The organism is Pseudomonas sp. HR1 (assembly GCF_030175875.1).
In the GTDB taxonomy this organism is placed as follows: Bacteria; Pseudomonadota; Gammaproteobacteria; order Pseudomonadales; family Pseudomonadaceae; genus Chryseomonas; species Chryseomonas oryzihabitans.
The window spans coordinates 855,884-872,970 of the sequence record NZ_JASNRF010000002.1; the positions used below are offsets into that span (position 1 = coordinate 855,884).

Here is a 17,087-nt window from a genome sequence, read left to right on the forward strand (position 1 = left end):
CGTCGCAGCTTCCAATTATCAGCAGCATCCTCTTCCGCTACCTAAATGTGGCCCATCAGATTTTTCGCCAATCAACTTGTTACAACACGTTTCTCACCCAGAAGCAAACTCATACCTTCAGCTACGAAGGTAAAGCATGACCTGCCTCGCCTATCTTAACTTGTATATCTCTATCTAGAGCTTCTCCAGCTAGCTTTCTATGTGGCTGGGGGGGCTCCATGCTTCGGATAGAGACCAAAGAGCATTTGATAATCATTATCAAAGACCAAGAGTTCTGATAAATCTATTTGGATCGTCTACCCTAGCAAAAGCGCCGATAAAAACTGCTTCTCGATAGGATTAGCGTTTCTTACCACTAGGAAAGTAGAAATTAGACCACTGTTTCCTATAAAGAGCTAGGGCAAAGCGAGTGAAAGATAAAGACGCAACTTATGACAAAGAAAAAGACTGCTTGCTGATCAATGTAAGCGAGAAGTCAGAGCTACTATACTGGTCTAAAAAGCTAGGCATATCTGCAGATATTCTTAAGACCATTGTTAGAGATGTAGGCCCACGCATTGATAAGGTAAAGGCGAGGCTTTGATCAAAGCGCTGACATGCTTAGATTCACGAATGACACTGCCACGCTTCAAAAAACACGTGCCTTTTCTATTTTTTCATGAAGGCATGACTATTTTTTGACAATTCAAGCGAGATGATGCGCGCCTCGCCGGTCACCCCGTCCGGCACTTCCTCTCAAGCGTATCTTCTCGATGAACAAGCTTCCTCAAATCACCCTGGCCTTTTGGGTCATGAAGATCTGTGCAACGACATTGGGTGAGACGGCCGGCGATCTCGTCTCAATGACGTTGGACGTCGGCTATGCCCTGAGCTCAGTCATCCTCATCAGCTTTTTCATAGCGACCCTGCTGGGTCAACTCTCGGTGCGCAGGTACCACCCACCGCTCTACTGGACGGTTATCCTGGCCACCAGTGTCGCGGGCACCACGATGTCTGACTTCATGGATCGTACCCTGGGTCTGGGCTACGCGACCGGCTCAGCCATCTTGATTGCGATCCTCGCCAGCATCTTCATCATCTGGTACCTCAGCGAAAGAAGCCTTTCGGTGAGCAACATCACCAGTCGCAAAGCGGAGCTCTTCTATTGGGTCGCGATTTTGTTCTCAAACACTCTGGGTACAGCATTGGGTGACTACTTGGCTGATGATTCGGGCCTGGGTTTTGCTGGCGGCGCACTGCTTATCGGAAGCCTTATCGCATTTATGGCGATACTTCATTACGCGACCAAGATTTCGTCAGTTCTTATCTTCTGGATTGCATTCGTACTCACGCGCCCTTTCGGTGCCACGTTGGGCGACGTACTTACCAAGCCCCACGATCATGGCGGCCTCAATTTCGGAACCGTAGGCTCCTCGTTGGTATTGCTGTCGATTCTACTTGCACTGGTCATATATGCGTCAATGAACAATCAGCGCGCAATATCCAAGAGTCAGCCAACCTCGTCCTGACCCAAAGGTGCGAGCATTCGCAGGCGGAACAACAGGGATGCTTCGCTTACATCCCGCAGACATTGAGTCGAGTTATCGAACTGCACCCGCTCTAAAGAAGGCTTTCATGGCTATTTGCCGTCATTAAGCGCTATAGCGCGGATCGAAACCATACCTCTAGCCATCCCATGAGGCGCTTCGCCAAACACGGGCTACGCTATCTCAAGTGAACTTTTTTACTGGATGCAGTGTTATGACAGAAGTGCTTCAAGCCTCGGGAAACATCAACGTCGACCTGCCCTTCCTACCCTTCTCTCGGCCCAGTATTGGGCAAGAAGAAGTGGCTGCCGTCACTGAGGCACTTACCTCTGGCTGGATCACCACTGGCCCGAAAGCAAACGCGCTTGAGGAGCGCTTTGCCGCCTCCATAGGCGCTGCCCATGCCGTGGCCCTGTGCTCGGCCACCGCCGCCATGCACGTGACCCTGCTGGCGCTGGACATCGGCCCCGGTGACGAGGTGATCACCCCCTCGCTGACCTGGGTCTCCACCGCCAACATGATCACCCTGATCGGCGCCACCCCGGTGTTCGTCGACGTCGACCGCGACACCCTGATGGTCTCCGCCGAGCAGGTGGCCGCCGCCATCACCCCGCGCACCAAGGCCATCGTGCCGGTGCACTACGCCGGCGCCAGCTGCGACCTGACCCCGCTGCGCGCCCTGGCCCGCGAGCACGGCGTGGCACTGATCGAAGACGCCGCCCACGCCGCCGGCACCCGCTACCAGGGCGAGCCCATCGGCCAGCGCGGCACCGCCATCTTCAGCTTTCACGCCATCAAGAATCTGACCTGCGCCGAAGGCGGCATGCTGGTGACCGACGACGCCACCCTGGCCGAGCGGGTGCGCCGCTTGAAATTCCACGGTCTGGCGGTGGATGCCTTCGACCGCCACGCCCTGGGCCGCAAGCCCCAGGCCCAGGTACAGGAGCCCGGCTTCAAGTACAACCTCTCGGACATCCACGCTGCCCTGGCATTGGTACAACTGGATCGCTTAGATGACATCAACAAGCGCCGCTGGCTGCTGGCCCAGGCCTATATTCTGCGTCTTGCGCATCTACCGGTCGCCCCCCTTTCGCTGCCCGACTACGCCCAGACCCACGCCTGGCACCTCTACATCCTGCGCATCTGCCCCGAGCGGTGCGGTATGGAGCGCGAAGCCTTCATGGCCGGCCTCAAGGCCCGCGGAATCGGCACCGGCATCCATTTCACCGCCACCCACCTGCATCCCTGGTACCGCGAGCGTTGGCCGACGCTTTCGCTGCCCAACAGCGAATGGAATTCGGCACGGCTGTGCTCCATCCCTCTCTTCCCGGACATGACGCTAGATGACATCGACCGCGTGGTCACTGCCATCGAAGACGTACTTGCCATAGGTACAGCCTAACCGGTGATCCGGCATCTCGTATCCCAGTGAAGCAATACTCAGAACCTGTTGGAGAAGGCGTATGAAGCCCTATGCCATCGATAAGCTGTCCGTGGTGATCCCCGTCTACAACGAAGAAGCCAGCCTGCCGGAACTCCTGCGCCGCACCCGCGCCGCCTGCCGCCTGCTGGATTGCCAGGTGGAGATCATCCTGGTCGACGACGGCAGTCGCGACCGCAGCGCCGAACTCCTGCAGCAGGCCGCCAGCGAGCCGGACAGCCCGGTCGTGGCGGTGCTGCTCAATCGCAACTACGGCCAGCACTCGGCGATCCTTGCCGGCTTCGAGCAGGCCCGCGGCGATCTGATCATCACCCTGGACGCCGACCTGCAGAATCCGCCGGAAGAGATCCCGCGCCTGGTGCACACCGCCGCCCAGGGCTACGACGTGGTGGGCACCGTGCGCCAGCAGCGCCAGGACTCCTACCTGCGCACCCTGCCGTCGCGGCTGATCAATCGCGCCGTGCAGCGCTCCACCGGCGTCGCCATGCGCGACTACGGCTGCATGCTGCGCGCCTATCGCCGCCAGGTGGTGCAGTCGATGCTGGCTTGCCACGAGCGCAGCACCTTCATCCCGATCCTGGCCAACAGCTTCGCCCGCCACACCACCGAAATCGAGGTGGCCCACGCCGAGCGCGAGCACGGGGATTCCAAGTACGGCTTCCTCAAGCTGATCCACCTGATGTTCGACCTGCTGACCTGCATGACCACCACCCCGCTGCGCATGCTCAGCCTGTTCGGCGCTGGTCTGGCGCTGTTCGGCTTCTTCTTCGCTGCCCTGCTGCTCTTCCTGCGCCTCACTCATGGCGCTGACTGGGCGGCCGATGGCGTGTTCTCGCTGTTCGCCATCCTGTTCATCTTCACCGGCGCCCAGTTCCTCGGCCTCGGTCTGCTCGGCGAGTACCTCGGTCGGGTTTACAACGATGTCCGTGCGCGACCGCGATTCCACATCGAGCAAATCATAAGTGCGCCTGGCACCTCCCCCTCGCCGGCACCGCTTCGCCAAGTCCAGTAACAGGAAAGCCCCTGATGAAAACCGCCATCGTCTTCGCCTACCACGACATCGGCTGCGCCGGCCTCGCCGCGCTGATCCAGGCCGGCTATCCCATCGCCGCCGTCTTCACCCACCCGGATGACCCGAGCGAGAACCGCTTCTTCGGTTCGGTGGCGCAGCTCTGCGCTCGCCATGGCATCCCGGTGCACGCGCCGGAAGACGTCAACCACCCGATCTGGGTCGAGCGCATCCGCGCCCTGGAGCCGGATTTCATCTTCTCCTTCTATTACCGCAACCTGCTGTCGGGCGACGTCCTGGCCTGCGCCAAGCGCGGCGCCTACAACCTGCACGGTTCGCTGCTGCCGCGCTATCGCGGTCGGGCCCCGGCCAACTGGGTGCTGGTCAACGGCGAGACCGAGACCGGCGTAACCCTGCACCGCATGGTCAAGCGTGCCGATGCCGGCCCGATCGTGGCCCAAAAACGTGTAGAGATTGCGCCTGACGACACCGCACTCACACTTCACGCCAAACTAAGGGAAACAAGCCAAGCGCTGCTCAATGAAGTGCTCCCTACACTTGCCTCCGGAACAGTAGAGGAACGCGAGCAGGACGAAAGCCAGGCCACCACCTTTGGCCGCCGCAGCGCCGCCGATGGCGAGCTGGAGTGGAGCCGTCCGGCCGCCGAACTGGGCAACCTGGTGCGCGCCGTGACCCAACCCTATCCGGGCGCCTTCGGCTGGATCGGTGACCGCAAGCTGATCGTCTGGAGCGCCCAGGCGCGCCAGGAACGCCATGACCAGACTCCCGGCAGCGTGCTGAGCCTGGAGCCGCTGCGTATCGCCTGTGGTGAGGGCGTGCTGGAAATCCAGGCCGGCCAACTGGGTGACAACGGCCTGTACCTGTCCGGCCCGCAACTGGCCCGCGAAGCCGGCCTGGTGGCCGGTGCCCGCCTGCATCGCCAGGATCGCCGCGCCAAGCGTCGCACCCGGGTACTGATCCTGGGCGTCAACGGCTTCATCGGCAACCACCTCTCCGAGCGCCTGCTGGCCGACGGCGAGTACGAGGTCTATGGCCTGGACATCGGCTCCGATGCCATCGAGCGGCTCAAGGCCAATCCGAATTTCCACTATGTGGAAGGCGACATCTCCATCCACACCGAGTGGCTGGAATACCACATCAAGAAGTGCGACGTGGTGCTGCCGCTGGTGGCCATCGCCACGCCCATCGAATACACCCGCAATCCCTTGCGCGTGTTCGAACTGGACTTCGAGGAAAACCTCAAGATCGTTCGCCACTGCGTGAAGTACGGCAAGCGCGTGATCTTCCCGTCCACCTCCGAGGTGTACGGCATGTGCCAGGACGAGCGCTTCGACGAAGACCGCTCCAACCTGGTGGTCGGCCCGATCAACAAGCAGCGCTGGATCTATTCGGTCTCCAAGCAGCTGCTCGACCGGGTCATCTGGGCCTACGGCGCCAAGGGCCTGAAATTCACCCTGTTCCGTCCGTTCAACTGGATGGGCCCGCGCCTGGATCGCCTGGACTCGGCGCGCATCGGCAGCTCCCGCGCCATCACCCAGCTGATCCTCAACCTGGTGGAAGGCACCCCCATCAAGCTGGTCGACGGGGGCGCCCAGAAGCGCTGCTTCACCGACGTCGACGACGGCATCGAGGCGCTGTTCCGCATCATCGAGAACAGGGGCGGTCGCTGCGACGGCCAGATCGTCAACATCGGCAACCCGGACAACGAAGCGAGCATCCGCGAACTGGCCGAAGAGCTGCTGGCCCAGTTCGAGGCCCATCCGCTGCGCCATGAATTCCCGCCCTTCGCCGGCTTCCGCGAGGTGGAGAGCAAGAGCTTCTATGGCGACGGCTACCAGGACGTGGCCCACCGCAAGCCCAGCGTGGAGAACGCCCGCCGCCTGATCGACTGGCAGCCGACCACCGCCATGGCCGCCACCGTCGGCAAGACGCTGGACTTCTTCCTGCGCGAAGCCCTGGCGCAGCGGGAGGCCTGATGAACACCCTGATCCCGGCCAGCCTGCGCATCGACGTGGACACCTATCGCGGCACCCGCGAAGGGGTACCGCGGCTGCTCGACCTGCTGGACGAAGCCGGGGTCAAGGCCACCTTCTTCTTCAGCGTCGGGCCGGACAACATGGGGCGCCACCTCTGGCGCCTGGTGAAGCCCACCTTCCTGTGGAAGATGCTCAGATCCAAGGCCGCCAGCCTCTATGGCTGGGACATCCTGCTGGCCGGCACCGCCTGGCCGGGTCGGCCCATCGGTCGCGACCTCGGTCACCTGATGCGCGAGACCCGCGCCCGCGGCCACGAGGTCGGCTTGCACGCCTGGGATCACCACGCCTGGCAAGCCCATACCGGAAGCTGGAACCTGGAGCGCCTGGGCGCCGAATTCGGCCGTGGCCTGCAGGCTCTGGAAGACATCCTCGGCGCCAAGGTCGACTGTTCCGCCGCCGCCGGCTGGCGCGCCGATCCGCGCGTGGTGCTGGCCAAGGAAGCCTTCGGCCTCCGCTACAACAGCGATTGCCGCGGCAGAAGCCTCTTCGTTCCTCGGTTGGAAAGTGGAGCTTTGGGCACTCCTCAGATCCCGGTAGACATGCCGACCTTCGATGAGGTGGTCGGCCCCGACCTTCCTGCCGCCGACTGGAACAGCTATCTGCTCAAGCGCTTCCGTCCGGGGGCGCTCAACGTCTACACCCTGCACGCCGAGGTGGAAGGCATCGCCTTCGCCGAGGACTTCCGCGCCCTGCTCAAGGCGGCGCGCGAGCAGGAAATCCATTTCGTACCCATGGGCGATCGCCTGCCCGAGGATCCACACAGGCTTCCAGAGGGGAAAGTTGTCCGCGGCAGTCTTGCGGGACGCCAGGGATGGTTAGGAGTGCAACAATGAGTCGAGTGCGTCTGCTGTTCTTACTGCCCGTGGCGCTACTAGCGTACGTGCTCCCCTTGAATTGGCGCGGTCTCTGGATTCCAGACGAATCGCGTTACGCCCAAATTGGCCAAGAGCTGTGGCGAAGCGGCGATTGGGTAGTACCCCACTTCCTGGGTCTGCCCTATTTCGAGAAACCCATCGGTGGTTATTGGACGCAGGCGATAGCTCAAGCCTTGCTGGGAGACTCGCTGCTCAGCGTACGCGTTGTACCCTTGCTAGCCGGCTTCGCCACAGCAGCTTTAGTTGTCCGCCTGACGCGTCTGATCTGGGGTGATCGGCAACTGGCGCTACTCGCCGGTGTGCTCTATCTGTCGTGCCTCGCCATAGCGGCGTCGGCCACCTATGTGACTCTGGACGCCCAGTTCGCCTTCTGGACGACGCTTTCGCTGCTAGCCCTCTGGCAGGCTCAAGCCGCTACTACCCTCGGCGTGGCGCTGCGCAATTGGGCATTGCTGGGCCTGGCCTGTGGCTGCGGCCTGCTGACCAAAGGCTTTCTCGCCCTGGTACTACCTGTACTGGTCGCCTTGCCCTTTTTCGTCTGGCAACGCCGACTGCTGGAACTGATTTGCCGCGGCCCCCTGGCCGTCATTGTGGCGGCGCTGGTCGTGGCCCCCTGGGCGCTCTGGGTAGCCCACCGCGATGGCGACTACTGGAATTTCTTCTTCTGGCACGAACACATCCAGCGGTTTGCCAGCGATGACGCCCAGCACGAGCGACCTTTCTGGTTCTATGGGCCGATTCTACTGGTCGCCATCCTGCCTTGGACGGGCCTGCTTCCTCGCACCCTGGGCAACCTCTGGCAGCAGCGCAGCCATACGGGGACTGCCTTCCTAGGGATCACCTTCGTCAGCCAGTTGATCTTCTTTAGCCTCAGCCGCGGCAAGCTACCCACGTACCTTCTTCCAGCCATGGCGGCACTGGTACCCCTGCTGGCGCGTGTGCTTTTCGACGCCTATCAGGCTGGCCAATGGCAAGCACTGCGCCTCAACGGAATCTTCAACCTGTTACTGGGCGTCCTGGGATTCGGCGCTCTAATGGTGTTCGACGACCGAATCTATGGCGGCGCCGATAACCTGGCATGGGCGCTGGCACTACTGGCACCCATTGGCTTCGTCCTGGCTGGTCTGGGAGCTCTGCTTTGGCCTAGACAGACGGCGCTGGCCCCGGCCCTAGCGATCTGGCTGGTACTGCCGCTGCTCACCGTCGCCCTGCCCAAGGGCCTGGTCTACAACAAGCTGCCCAGCGTCTTCGTTCAGGATCAGCTACGCAAGCTGCAACCGGCCCATCTGCTGGTCAGTAATGACCTTGGTGTAGCGGCCAGCGTGGCCTGGGCAACTCGCCGCTCGGACGTCGTGATCGTCGGTGGCCCAGGAGAGCTGAAGTATGGTTTCGATCGCCAGCCCGACAGTGGTCGTCTGCTAGATGACGGCGAACTACCGAACTGGATCGAGGAGCATCGTCGCGAAGGCTCCATCGCGGTGCTGCTGCGGATGAGTGGCGACAGTGACGACCGGCTGCTCGCGAGTCTACCGGCCACTTCGGACAAGATCGTCAACGAGCGTCTCGTCCTGCTGGTCTACCCGAGGACAGCGCGGTGACGGCCACTGAAGTGACGTTGATCGTAGCCGTCATCCTGCTCACCAGCGCCAGTCAATTCGGGCAGAAAAAGGCCGCAGCTGCAGGATCAGGATTTGCCGCTTTCATAAGCTCGAAATGGCTATGGCTAGCGCTGGCCTGCATGGGAACCGCCTTGCTGCTCTGGTTCGCGGTGCTGCAACGCGTCCCGGTCGGCATCGCCTATCCGTTGCTGTCGCTCAATATCCTGGCCGTCACGCTCCTGGCGCGTGTGGCGTTCAACGAGCGGATCGGTCGCAGAGCCTGGTGGGGCTGCCTATGCATCGTACTGGGCGCAGCGCTCCTGGGTGGTCAGGCATGAACAGCCTGGCTTCCCTCTTCGCCAGTATCGGGCTGACTGCCGCGGCGCAGTTGCTCATGCGCTATGCCCTGGTGCAATTACCTGCCGTGTCGAGCTGGCCAACCGATCCGGGGGCGCTACTCAGCGCGGCGGGTGTGCAACTAGCCGTTGGCGTGGGCTGCTATGGCCTGTCGATGCTGGCCTGGCTGATCGCCCTGGCGAAGATACCGTTGGGCCGGGCCTACGCCGCCTTGAGTCTTTCCTACGTACTGGTTCATCTCGGCGCCCTCTGGTTGCCAGGTGCTGCCGAGTTCACGTCCGCGCGCCCGCTACTGGGCATCGCGCTGATCGTGGTTGGCGTTGCGCTGGTTGGCAGCGATCGCGCCCCTGTCTCCTCCCCTATCAGGAATACCCTATGAACATCAGTGTATTCGGCATCGGCTATGTCGGCCTGGTACAGGCCGCCGTCCTCGCAGAAGTCGGCCATCAGGTTGTGTGCATGGACATTGACCAAGCCAAAATCGACCGGCTCAAGCGCGGAGAAATTACCTTGTACGAGCCTGGTCTCGAAGAACTGGTACGCAACAACCTCGCCGACGGTCGCTTGGAATTCACCCATGATGCGGCAACAGCGGTCGCACACGGCAGCGTCCAATTTATCGCGGTGGGTACCCCACCGGCAGCCGATGGCTCTGCCGATCTCACCGCGGTGTTCGCCGTGGCCGAAACTATCGCCCGCTTACGTTTGGAGCATCGCGGCAGTGATCCTCTGCTGGTGGTCAATAAATCGACCGTCCCCGTCGGTACCGGTGATCGGGTGCGCGCCATCATCGATGAAGTCCTGGTGGAGGAAGGTCGGACGCTGCACGTCGAGGTGGTCTCGAATCCGGAGTTTCTCAAAGAGGGCGCGGCCATCACGGATTGCAAGCGACCGGATCGTATCGTGGTGGGCACCGAGTCACCCGAGGCGCGCGAGCTGATGCGCGAACTCTATGCGCCCTTCAACCGCAACCATGATCGCATCCAGTTCATGGATATTCGCAGTGCGGAGCTCGCCAAATACGCGGCCAACAGTCTGCTGGCCACCAAGATCAGCTTCATCAACCAGATCGCCGAGGTGGCCGAGCGTGTAGGTGCCGACATCGAGGCTGTGCGTCTCGCGATCGGCGCTGATCCACGCATCGGCAGTCACTTCATCTACCCCGGCTGCGGCTATGGCGGCTCCTGCTTTCCGAAGGATTTGCAGGCGTTGATCCGAACCGGCGAAGAACAGGGACTCTCCCTGGATCTGCTGCACGCAGTCGAGGCGATCAACGCCAGACAGAAATCGAAGCTTTTCAGGCGTATCCACGGATACTTCAACGGGGAACTGCAGGGGCGCACCTTTGCACTCTGGGGCTTGGCGTTCAAACCGAACACGGACGACATGCGCGACGCGCCAAGTCGCGTATTGATGGAGGCCTTGTGGGCTGCCGGTGCTCGCATACGCGCCTTCGACCCCGTGGCCATGGCCGAGGCGCAACGCCTCTATGGTCATGCCGACCGCCTCGCCCTCATGGGCACGCCCGAAGCTACGCTCGCTGGAGCCGACGCCCTGATCGTCTGTACCGAGTGGCAGCAATTCAAGGCGCCCGATTTCGACCTCCTTTATGAACAGCTCAAGCAACCCCTGATCTTTGACGGCCGAAATCTCTATGACCCCGAGCGGATGGCCAAGCGCGGATTCGAGTACTTCGCCATTGGCCGCGGTAAGTCCCTCGCCGCCTGACACTGAATTTCCTTTGGATAGTGTTTTTAATGAAACCTCTGCAGTTATCCATCGACACGCCGTTGCATCATGACTCTCAGGGCAAGCTAGGCTTCGAGAGTCTGCTCGCCTTTGTGGCAGCGACGGTGCTCTTTACCCTCGGCATCTGGAATCAAGCCCCTCAAGGCTTTGATGGCCGGTGGGCAGTATTCCTCAACGAGATGTTCCGCCACGGGCCTTCATTCTTCGCCACCACCTATGGCCAGCCATATCCCGATTACCCTGGCACGGCGACCTGGTTGAGCTGGCTGGCCGCGCGAGTCATAGGTGCACCCAATCAACTCGCCAACGTACTGCCTACGGCCTTGGCCTCCGCCGGTGTTCTGGCCATCACCTACCGGATTCTCGCCGACCGCAGCCGGGCCTGGGCCCTGCTCACCGTGCTGCTGGTAGTGCTGACCCCTCAGTGGCTAGAAAAGGCGCGTGCCGTCTGCCTGGATCAAATGATCGCCCTCGTGGTACTCGCGTGTTTCTACCTGTTCTACCGCGCTGATCGTGATAACCACCCCGCGCTGCGCTTGCTCGTTTTTCCGCTTTTCGTACTGGGTTTCGCCATCCGCGGGCCTTTGGGACTGATCGAACCCTGCGCCGTCGTGAGCGTGTACTGGCTGGTAACTGCTTGGTGTGATCCGCGACGCAGACCGGCGGCTATCCGCGGCCTGATCGGCTATGGCCTAGCTGGACTCATCCTGCTAGCCGCGTGCTGGTGGACACTGATGCAGCTCGCGCGCCTGGAAGGCGGTGACACCTTTGCGGCCGAGGTCTGGCAAATGCAGATCACAGGACGTCTCGACGAGAGCGGCAAGCCGTTCTGGTATTACCTGCAGCTTGGCCTGTACCGCTATCTGCCGGTGATGCCGCTGGCATTACTGACCCTCTTCGCCTGGCGCCGGGAATTCCTTTTTAGCTCCGACACTGCAGACCGCCGACAGCTCCTGTGGCTTGCGGGATGTGGGCTGATTATCTTGCTCGGCTTGTCCGTTCCACATTTCAAACGCGCTTACTACGTCGTACCCATGGTGCCCTTCCTGGCCGCGATCGCCGCCTTCGCGCTGATACAAGCAGAAGCACGTCTGCGTCGCATGGAAGTCACCTATCGCACGCTTGTGGGCCTGCTACCCGCGCTGGCGATCGTAGCGCTGTTTGTTTGCCGCCACCTCTGGCAGAAACACGGCTACTGGCCAGATGTATCCCTATCGGGCCTGATTATTCTCTTCGCCGGCCTTCAGCTTGTGAGCTTCATGAAATGGCGCAGCCAGTACGGTACCAAGCGCCTGTTGACCCTAAGCGCCCTCGCCTTCACGGCGCTTTGGGTAATGTTGGTAGCTGTAATTGAACCCGCCCAGGATCTGGAATACGAGACGCGAGGCTTTGTTACTCAGGTAGAAGGCTTGCGTGAACAGCAGCCGGGGCCCCTCGTGTTCTTTGGACTTGGCCAAGACACCTGGGCTATCCGCTACATCATGAACCTCGATCACGACGAGCAGCCGATCTTCGTTGGGCGCGATCAGGGCCCTCTACTAGATACCCTGCCGGCTGGTTCATGGATCGTGCTCGCACGGCAAGATCGGGACTTACTTGCCGGCACCGCTCTGGAAAAGCTCCAGCCCGTGTTGGAACGCCGTCTGAATGGCAATCCCTGCTTGGTCTATCGGCTTCCATAACTGGGCTTTGCAACAATGAAAACTCTGCAAATATCCATCGACACGCCGTCGATGACACGCTCCAAAGCTGGAATCAGGGTCGAAAGCCTGCTGGTCTTCATCGCTGCAGTCGCACTCTTCACCCTAGGGATCTGGGATCAAGCGCCGCAAGGCTTTGATTACCGATGGGCGCTGTTTCTGAAAGAGATGTTCCGCCACGGCCCATCGTTTTTCGCCACGACCTATGGCCAGCCCTACCCCGATTACCCTGGCACGGCGACCTGGCTGAGCTGGCTGGCTGCGCGAGTCATAGGTGCACCCAATCAACTCGCCAACGTATTGCCCACGGCCCTGGCCTCTGCCGGTGTTCTGGCCATTACCTACCGGGCTCTCGCCGACCGTAGTCGGGCCTGGGCCCTGCTCACCGTGCTGCTGGTCGTGCTGACTCCTCAGTGGCTGGAAAAGGCGCGTGCTGTCTGCCTGGATCAGATGGTGGCGCTCGTGATGATGACGTGCTTCTACCTGCTCCACCGCGCCGATCGCGATAACAGCCCCACGCTGCGCCTGCTCGTCTTTCCGCTCTTTGTCCTAGGCTTCGCCATCCGTGGCCCCCTAGGCTTGGTAGAGCCCTGCGCCATTGTGACCGTGTACTGGCTAGTGATTGCCTGGTGCGATCCGCACCGCAGATCGGCTGCAATACGCAATCTGATTGGCTATGGCGTAGTCGGGCTCATCCTGCTGGCCGCATGCTGGTGGACGCTGATGCAACTGGCCCGGCTGGAAGGCGGTGAGGCCTTCGCTGCAGAGGTCTGGCAAATGCAGGTCAAGGGACGCCTGGACGAAAGCGGGCAACCCTTCTGGTTCTATCTGCAACTGGGCTTGTACCGCTATCTGCCGGTGATGCCGCTGGCGCTGCTGACCCTCTTGGCCTGGCGACGGGAATTGCTGTTCAGCCCAGACAAACCCGAACGCCGCCAGCTCCTGTGGCTGGCCGGGTGTGGCCTGATCGTTCTGATTGGCTTGTCCATTCCCAACTTTAAACGGGCCTACTATGTCGTGCCCATGGTGCCCTTCCTCGCCGCCATTTCCGCATTTGCGCTGATTCAGGCGGCAGCGCGGCTGCGCTGGATGGAGATGGCCTATCGCACCCTGGTGGGCGTGCTACCCGGGCTTGTGCTCGTGGTTGTGCTGGTTGGCCATCATCTCTGGCAAAAGCAAGGTTATTGGCCGGACGTTTCGTTAGCGGGTCTGATCCTCTTCTTCGTTGGCCTGCAGCTTATGGCCTTCGTGAAGTGGCGTACTACCGTCAGTGTGCGGCGCCTGCTGAGCCTGAGCGGAGTCGCCTTTGCGGCCCAATGGCTCATGCTGGTTGCGGTAGTTGAACCCATCCAGGACGTGGAATACGACACCAGAGGCTTCGTAACCCAGGTCGAAGGGTTGCGCGCCCAACAACCGGGGCCGCTGGTGTTCTTCGGCATTGGCCAAGACAGCTGGGCGATTCGATACATGATGAACGTGGATCACGACGAACAGCCGATCTTCGTTGCGCGCGAGCAGAAAGCGCTGCTGGATGCACTTCCGGCTGGAGCCTGGGTGATACTTGCCAGACAGGACCGCGAGCTGCTGGCAGGCACACGACTAGAGAAGCTCCAACCCGTAATGGAGCGCCGCCTCAATCGCAACCCCTGCCTGGTCTACCGTATGCCGTAGAACCGCTTGCACCTGTAGTCCGGTGATGCAATAGCCTTCTAGTAAGTAGATCGCCACGCTCACCTGCTCCTCAGCCTACGTGTCACGGGCTGTTGAACCCCGAAATCTAACCTTCTGAGACCTGAATAAGGTTTCCTACTGACCCCTCGCAAAGCTTCTGCGACCGTGCACGGCATCCTGTGCGAGGTCCCCTATGAAGCGCCCTTCCCTCTCCCAAACGCTAGTCGCCACTGGCTTTGCAGCCTTGTCTGGTGCCTGCCTGTATCTCTACGTTGAGCTGTCCCACCTCAATCGAGGCCTGAACGCCACGGCTGACCAGAACACGGTCCACGCCATCACCCAACGTCTAGACAAGATGCAGGACCAGATGGATGGCTTCGACGGCGGCAAGCGGGTCCAGGATGCGGACTTCCGGGCAAGTCAGCAGGCGCTGTCTCAACGTATCGATACCGTCCAGGCCATGCTGGTGGAGATCCAGCACGCCAATCAGACCGCGCTGAAGGGCATGGCCCAGGCGGGCGACCTGGTCGTGCTCGAGGCCAAGCTGGAAGGCCTGCAAAACGACCTGGGGGATCTGCGCAAAAAAGCGGCGGAGCCCCCAAAGGTGTCGCCGCCACTGATCGTCCCCAAGCAGCGCAGCACCCCGGCGATCGCGCGCAAGTCCGAGCCGGCCAAGCCGATCGAGACGCCTCCTCCGTTCACGGTAGTCGGTATCGAGTACCGCGGCGGTGAGCGCTTTCTTTCCGTCGCTCCGCCCGGCAGCACTCAGCTCAGCGAGCTTTACCTGGTGCGCCCGGGCGACAACGTCGGCGGTACCCGCTGGCGGCTGGCCAATTTCGATGACCGCCAGGCGCAGTTCAGCGTCGACGGCGCGACCCGCACCCTTTCCGTCAAGTAGTAGAGGCAATTCATGCGCCCCCAGTCCCCTCTCTTCCCGGCGAGCCTTGCGATCGCCCTCATCCTACTCTCGCCGTCCGCACCGGCACTCACCGCAGACCTTGTCGCCCCCCAAGTCTTCTCCGGCGAAACGGGTAGCGCTGAGCGCCAAAGCGCGGTCCAACGTAACGACAGTGCCATCGCCCAGGAATGGGGCCTGAGCAGTCAGGAATTCCAGCGCTACCGGACCCTGATGCAGGGCAGTCGTGGCGTCTACTCACCTGGTCTGGATCCGCTCACCGCCTTGGGCATCGAAGCCCAGTCCGATGCCGAGCGGCGCCGCTACGCCGAGCTGCAGGTTCGCGCCGAGGCGCAGCGGGTGCAGAAGGAACTGGCCTATGACCAGGCCTACCGCGACGCCTGGAATCGCCTGTACCCGAACCTACAGCCGGTGCAGGCCGGCGGCCAGGCAGCGCCCCAGGCCAGTCCAGCCGTGCGCGGCAATGGGCGGCTCGCCGTGTTCGTGACCGATAGCTGCGCCGCCTGCAACGAACGGGTTCAGGCGCTGCAGAGCGCTGGCCAGGCCTTCGACCTCTACCTAATCGGCAGTCAGAACGACGATGCCCGGATCCGCCGCTGGGCCGTGCTCGCTGGCGTCGATCCGGCCAAGGTGCGCGGACGGCAGATTACCCTCAACCACGACGCCGGTCGCTGGGTCCAGCTGGGCCTGGGCGGCGAGCTGCCGGCCGTTGTCCGCGAGGTGAATGGGCAATGGCTACGGCAATGATCAAGGCGCTCAGCGCCGGCGTGATCCTGCAAGCACTTGCGCTCGGCGCCCAGGCCTCCGAGACACCGCCGCCCGCCTATCAGCTGGCTGCCCATCAGGCGGGCATCCCCTCCGAGGTGCTGTACTCGGTCGCCCTGCAGGAGAGCGGCACCCGACTACGCGGGAGGGGCACGCAGCTGGTGCCCTGGCCCTGGACGCTCAATGTCGCCGGCGCGGGCTATCGCTTCGCCACCCGCGCTGATGCCTGCACGGCGCTGCTGGTCGCGCTGAGTACAGCGGGCGCCAAGCGGGTCGACGTTGGCATCGCCCAGGTCAACATGGGCTGGAACGGCCATCGCTTCGGCCGCGGCGTCTCGCCTTGTGAGGCACTCAACCCCTACAAAAACCTGGAAGTCGCAGCGCAGATGCTCGCCGAGCTGCGCGCCCAGGGCGGCGACTGGATCAACGTCGCCGGCCGCTATCACCGTCCCGCTGGCGGCGCCCCCGCTGCCAAGTACCGCGAGCTCTTCGCCAAACACCTGAGCCGGGTCACCGGCGTGACCTTGCTGGCCTCGAACCCATGAAGCAGACCCTCTCGCTCCTCATCCTGACCGTGACCCTGCCACTGGCCGCCCAGGCTGCCAGCCTCACCGTGGTCGAAGATCGTGGCGGCGTCTCAGCCCTGCCCTACTACCAAAGCCTGAATCCAGAGCCGGTACAGGCACAGCAGCAAGCGCCGCTGCCCCAGCCTACCCAGGCCCTGGGTTTCCCCGTGCGATCGCAACAGCTCACCCCCGGCACCGTCCAGGGCCGCGCACTCAATGCACCTGGCCTGCAGCCCTTTTTTCTGATCGGCGACGACGAGCTATCTCGCCAGTGGCTGGCCAGCCGTGGCGAGACTCTGCAGCGGCTCGGCGCCGCTGGCCTGGCTGTCAATGTCGCCAGCGCGCAGCGCCTCGCCGCGATCCGCAGCTGGGCCCCGGGGCTGGCCATCAGCCCCGTACTAGGTGATGACCTGGCAGCCCGCCTGGGAATCGCCCACTACCCCGTACTCATCACCCCAACCGCTCTTGAGCAATAGGAGATCCCAGTGCCCAGCTCTCAGACTCCACACTCAGCTGCTGATGATGCCTCTAAGGCGGATACGCATGACGTGAGTCCAGCTCAGGACGAAAGCCGCGGTCATCCCGTCACCTTCGGCCCAACACGGTCAGGTGCTTCGTTCTATCTGACTATGGTCATTCGTCTACCTGACCATGAAAAAGCACGCGCTGCCCTGGCAGGTGATGTCGAGGTTCTGGTCGATCTTCATGGCGGCGAGATCACCGGACGCTCAATGGATGATGAGATAACCCTCTGTGAGCGCTTCGAAGCCGCGCTGTCGCGTGGCGAAGCCGAGGCTATCCGCAAAGAGCACGCCGCGGCCCTGCCGCTGCCAGACGCTAGCGAGCTGGAGCGCTGA

17 protein-coding genes are annotated in these 17,087 nt (G+C 62.0%); all 17 read left to right on the forward strand.

The window, feature by feature from the left end; translation table 11 throughout:
* Nucleotides 1-409: 409 nt before the first annotated feature.
* Nucleotides 410-583 carry a DUF3606 domain-containing protein gene (locus QKY98_RS23780; RefSeq protein WP_350030288.1) on the forward strand — a complete coding sequence of 58 codons (174 nt, stop codon included), beginning with the start codon at nucleotides 410-412 and terminating at the stop codon, nucleotides 581-583.
* A 169-nt stretch (nucleotides 584-752) separates the two neighbouring features.
* Entirely contained in the window at nucleotides 753-1,508 is a 756-nt protein-coding gene (locus QKY98_RS11225; RefSeq protein ID WP_284670907.1) for a COG4705 family protein, read from the forward strand.
* Between the two features lie 232 nt (nucleotides 1,509-1,740).
* A complete protein-coding gene (arnB, locus tag QKY98_RS11230) occupies nucleotides 1,741-2,928 on the forward strand; it encodes a UDP-4-amino-4-deoxy-L-arabinose aminotransferase (RefSeq protein WP_284670908.1) in 1,188 nt (395 codons plus the stop codon).
* Between the two features lie 61 nt (nucleotides 2,929-2,989).
* Nucleotides 2,990-3,979 (forward strand): undecaprenyl-phosphate 4-deoxy-4-formamido-L-arabinose transferase, encoded by a 990-nt coding sequence (gene arnC, locus QKY98_RS11235; protein WP_115947122.1) that lies wholly within the window; start codon nucleotides 2,990-2,992, stop codon nucleotides 3,977-3,979.
* A 14-nt stretch (nucleotides 3,980-3,993) separates the two neighbouring features.
* Nucleotides 3,994-5,973: a bifunctional UDP-4-amino-4-deoxy-L-arabinose formyltransferase/UDP-glucuronic acid oxidase ArnA gene (gene arnA, locus QKY98_RS11240; protein WP_502945082.1), complete on the forward strand. Its 1,980-nt coding sequence runs from the start codon at nucleotides 3,994-3,996 to the stop codon at nucleotides 5,971-5,973.
* A gap of 11 nt (nucleotides 5,974-5,984) precedes the next feature.
* On the forward strand, nucleotides 5,985-6,866 hold the full coding sequence (arnD, locus tag QKY98_RS11245; protein ID WP_145248658.1) for a 4-deoxy-4-formamido-L-arabinose-phosphoundecaprenol deformylase: 882 nt from the start codon (nucleotides 5,985-5,987) through the stop codon (nucleotides 6,864-6,866).
* Nucleotides 6,863-8,506: a lipid IV(A) 4-amino-4-deoxy-L-arabinosyltransferase gene (arnT, locus tag QKY98_RS11250; RefSeq protein ID WP_284670909.1), complete on the forward strand. Its 1,644-nt coding sequence runs from the start codon at nucleotides 6,863-6,865 to the stop codon at nucleotides 8,504-8,506. Before arnD ends, arnT begins: the two co-directional genes overlap by 4 nt.
* A complete protein-coding gene (locus QKY98_RS11255) occupies nucleotides 8,503-8,844 on the forward strand; it encodes an EamA family transporter (RefSeq protein ID WP_145248248.1) in 342 nt (113 codons plus the stop codon). The genes arnT and QKY98_RS11255 overlap by 4 nt, the downstream gene beginning before the upstream one ends.
* Nucleotides 8,841-9,242: a DMT family transporter gene (locus tag QKY98_RS11260; protein ID WP_145248250.1), complete on the forward strand. Its 402-nt coding sequence runs from the start codon at nucleotides 8,841-8,843 to the stop codon at nucleotides 9,240-9,242. Before QKY98_RS11255 ends, QKY98_RS11260 begins: the two co-directional genes overlap by 4 nt.
* Nucleotides 9,239-10,591, forward strand: coding sequence for a UDP-glucose dehydrogenase family protein (locus QKY98_RS11265; protein ID WP_145248252.1), 1,353 nt, complete (start codon nucleotides 9,239-9,241; stop codon nucleotides 10,589-10,591). Before QKY98_RS11260 ends, QKY98_RS11265 begins: the two co-directional genes overlap by 4 nt.
* A 29-nt stretch (nucleotides 10,592-10,620) precedes the next feature.
* A complete protein-coding gene (locus QKY98_RS11270) occupies nucleotides 10,621-12,294 on the forward strand; it encodes an ArnT family glycosyltransferase (RefSeq protein ID WP_145248254.1) in 1,674 nt (557 codons plus the stop codon).
* Nucleotides 12,295-12,309: 15 nt separating this feature from the next.
* A complete protein-coding gene (locus tag QKY98_RS11275) occupies nucleotides 12,310-13,983 on the forward strand; it encodes an ArnT family glycosyltransferase (RefSeq protein WP_425326775.1) in 1,674 nt (557 codons plus the stop codon).
* 193 nt (nucleotides 13,984-14,176) lie between these two features.
* Nucleotides 14,177-14,881, forward strand: coding sequence for a methyl-accepting chemotaxis protein (locus QKY98_RS11280; RefSeq protein WP_284670910.1), 705 nt, complete (start codon nucleotides 14,177-14,179; stop codon nucleotides 14,879-14,881).
* A 12-nt stretch (nucleotides 14,882-14,893) separates the two neighbouring features.
* On the forward strand, nucleotides 14,894-15,646 hold the full coding sequence (locus QKY98_RS11285; RefSeq protein ID WP_284670911.1) for a TIGR03759 family integrating conjugative element protein: 753 nt from the start codon (nucleotides 14,894-14,896) through the stop codon (nucleotides 15,644-15,646).
* Complete coding sequence (locus tag QKY98_RS11290; protein ID WP_284670912.1) at nucleotides 15,631-16,209, forward strand: transglycosylase SLT domain-containing protein; 579 nt, start codon at nucleotides 15,631-15,633, stop codon at nucleotides 16,207-16,209. The genes QKY98_RS11285 and QKY98_RS11290 overlap by 16 nt, the downstream gene beginning before the upstream one ends.
* The gene (locus QKY98_RS11295) at nucleotides 16,206-16,706 is read left to right on the forward strand and encodes an integrating conjugative element protein (RefSeq protein ID WP_284670913.1); all 501 of its coding nucleotides are present in this window, start codon (nucleotides 16,206-16,208) and stop codon (nucleotides 16,704-16,706) included. The genes QKY98_RS11290 and QKY98_RS11295 overlap by 4 nt, the downstream gene beginning before the upstream one ends.
* A gap of 72 nt (nucleotides 16,707-16,778) precedes the next feature.
* Nucleotides 16,779-17,087: a hypothetical protein gene (locus QKY98_RS11300; RefSeq protein ID WP_284670914.1), complete on the forward strand. Its 309-nt coding sequence runs from the start codon at nucleotides 16,779-16,781 to the stop codon at nucleotides 17,085-17,087.

Excerpts from the sequence above, each read along its gene's own strand:
- QKY98_RS11225 (WP_284670907.1), top strand. The coding sequence starts at position 753 with ATGAACAAGCTTCCTCAAATCACCCTGGCCTTTTGGGTCATGAAGATC.
- arnB (WP_284670908.1), top strand. The coding sequence starts at position 1,741 with ATGACAGAAGTGCTTCAAGCCTCGGGAAACATCAACGTCGACCTGCCC.
- arnC (WP_115947122.1), top strand. The coding sequence starts at position 2,990 with ATGAAGCCCTATGCCATCGATAAGCTGTCCGTGGTGATCCCCGTCTAC.
- arnA (WP_502945082.1), top strand. The coding sequence starts at position 3,994 with ATGAAAACCGCCATCGTCTTCGCCTACCACGACATCGGCTGCGCCGGC.
- arnT (WP_284670909.1), top strand. The coding sequence starts at position 6,863 with ATGAGTCGAGTGCGTCTGCTGTTCTTACTGCCCGTGGCGCTACTAGCG.
- QKY98_RS11260 (WP_145248250.1), top strand. The coding sequence starts at position 8,841 with ATGAACAGCCTGGCTTCCCTCTTCGCCAGTATCGGGCTGACTGCCGCG.
- QKY98_RS11265 (WP_145248252.1), top strand. The coding sequence starts at position 9,239 with ATGAACATCAGTGTATTCGGCATCGGCTATGTCGGCCTGGTACAGGCC.
- QKY98_RS11270 (WP_145248254.1), top strand. The coding sequence starts at position 10,621 with ATGAAACCTCTGCAGTTATCCATCGACACGCCGTTGCATCATGACTCT.
- QKY98_RS11275 (WP_425326775.1), top strand. The coding sequence starts at position 12,310 with ATGAAAACTCTGCAAATATCCATCGACACGCCGTCGATGACACGCTCC.
- QKY98_RS11280 (WP_284670910.1), top strand. The coding sequence starts at position 14,177 with ATGAAGCGCCCTTCCCTCTCCCAAACGCTAGTCGCCACTGGCTTTGCA.
- QKY98_RS11285 (WP_284670911.1), top strand. The coding sequence starts at position 14,894 with ATGCGCCCCCAGTCCCCTCTCTTCCCGGCGAGCCTTGCGATCGCCCTC.
- QKY98_RS11290 (WP_284670912.1), top strand. The coding sequence starts at position 15,631 with ATGGCTACGGCAATGATCAAGGCGCTCAGCGCCGGCGTGATCCTGCAA.
- QKY98_RS11295 (WP_284670913.1), top strand. The coding sequence starts at position 16,206 with ATGAAGCAGACCCTCTCGCTCCTCATCCTGACCGTGACCCTGCCACTG.